This window comes from Acidimicrobiia bacterium, from assembly GCA_016650365.1.
Taxonomy (GTDB): domain Bacteria; phylum Actinomycetota; class Acidimicrobiia; order Spongiisociales; family JAENVV01; genus JAENVV01.
The window spans coordinates 1-1,625 of sequence record JAENVV010000155.1 but is presented as its reverse complement, the minus strand read 5'-3'; the positions used below and the strand labels follow the sequence as shown (position 1 = coordinate 1,625).

The following is a 1,625-nucleotide window of genomic DNA, read 5'->3' as shown; positions in this document are numbered from 1 at the left end:
GTTTCCGGGGATCACGTCACCAGGCTTGATGAGGATCTGGCTCAAGATATGCTCGGCGCCCCGGCCTTGATGGGTCGGGATGAGTTCTTCATACCCATAGACGTCGGTCACGGCGTCGACGAGACGATAGAAACTGCGGGAACCGGCATAGGCCTCGTCTCCCATCATCATCGCCCCCCACTGGGCATCTGACATGGCGGACGTGCCCGAATCGGTCAAGAGATCGATGTACACGTCTTCGGACTTCAGAAGAAACGTGTTGAACCCGGCGTCGACGATCGCGGCCTCACGTTCGGCCGGTGTGGTCATCTTGATGGGTTCGACCATCTTGATTTTGTAGGGCTCGGCCCAGCTCCGTCGTTCCATGTTGACTCCTGTTGTTGCCGTTTTGCCAAGCATAGGTAGCTGCCCGGTACCGACTAGCCGCTCGGTGCTTTCATTTGAAGCGGCGTCAACCTGTACCTCGAGGAACGGTGCGATGTACTCATCGTCGTTTTCAAAGTTGTTGGCCACTTCTGCTCCGCTTGGTAGCGGTGCGTCTTGGTAGCGGTGCCTCAATCGGGCGGAGCCTACGCAGGTCGTCGTACCTAGAGTTTGACGAATGTTGCTGCAGGAAGTCGTTGGCGTATCGAACCTGGTGGCGAGTACCCGGTCGAGGAAACTCAAGACTGAATTGTTGGCGGGGATGATTTCCCGGTCCGACGAGCCGGGTGTCCTGGTCGCTTTGCTGGCTGGCGAGCCGCGGCAGGGCAAGATCGGAGTCGGGTATGCATCGGCGTACGGAGTGCAAGTCGATACGGCCTCTGAATCGACTGTCACCGTTGGAGACGTCGATGTCTGGTTGACCGATCTGGCCGGCCTCGCCGGACCGGGATCGGTGGCTCGCCGGACCGACAGCATCAACCGAATGTTCGCCAGATGCACTGAAGCTGAGCGGGGCTATTTGCGACAAATCCTGACCGGTGGGATTCGACAGGGCGCGCTGGAAGGGGTGGTGATTGAGGCGATCGCAATCGCGGCGGCGGTCGATGCCGATCTGGTCCGACGGGCCGTCATGCTGGGAGGGGCGCTGCCCACCGCCGCAGAGGCGGCGATGGACGGCGGCGAGGAGGCACTCAGCGGGTTCCGTATGGAAGTGTTCCGTCCGGTTCGTCCCATGTTGGCCAGTACCGCGAACGATGTGACTGAGGCGATTTCGGGATTGTCCATCGTCGACTGGAAACTCGACGGGGCTCGCATTCAGGTGCATCGAACCGGCCAGCACGTGCGGATCTTCACTCGAAACCTCAACGATGTAACTGCCCGGCTTCAAGGAATCGTGGCCACCGCACTCGGGTTGCCGATCGATTCGTTGATCGCCGACGGGGAGGCGTTGGCGGTCGGCCCTGACGGAAGACCTTTACGGTTCCAAGCCACCATGAGCCAGTTTGGCGCCCACGAAATCAAGGACGAGACGCCCTTGTCTCCATTCTTCTTCGACCTGTTGCAGGTCGACGGGGAAGACCTGCTCGAGGTCCCACTAGTCGATCGCCTGGCGCGTTTGCATGCCATCGTGCCCGAAGGAATGCGAGTGCCCATTCTGGTCACCGACGACCCGGCCGAGGCTCAGGCCGCCCTGGACGCGG

2 protein-coding genes are annotated in these 1,625 nt (G+C 60.8%); one reads left to right on the top strand and one right to left on the bottom strand.

Annotation, left to right across the window (positions count from 1 at the left end):
- A partial coding sequence (locus JJE47_09445) for a tyrosine phenol-lyase (protein MBK5267644.1) occupies nt 1-366 on the bottom strand: 366 nt, incomplete at its 3' end.
- Between the two features lie 235 nt (nt 367-601).
- On the opposite strand from JJE47_09445, the gene JJE47_09440 reads away from it, so the two are divergent.
- On the top strand, nt 602-1,625 hold a 1,024-nt coding region (locus JJE47_09440), incomplete at its 3' end, for an ATP-dependent DNA ligase (protein ID MBK5267643.1).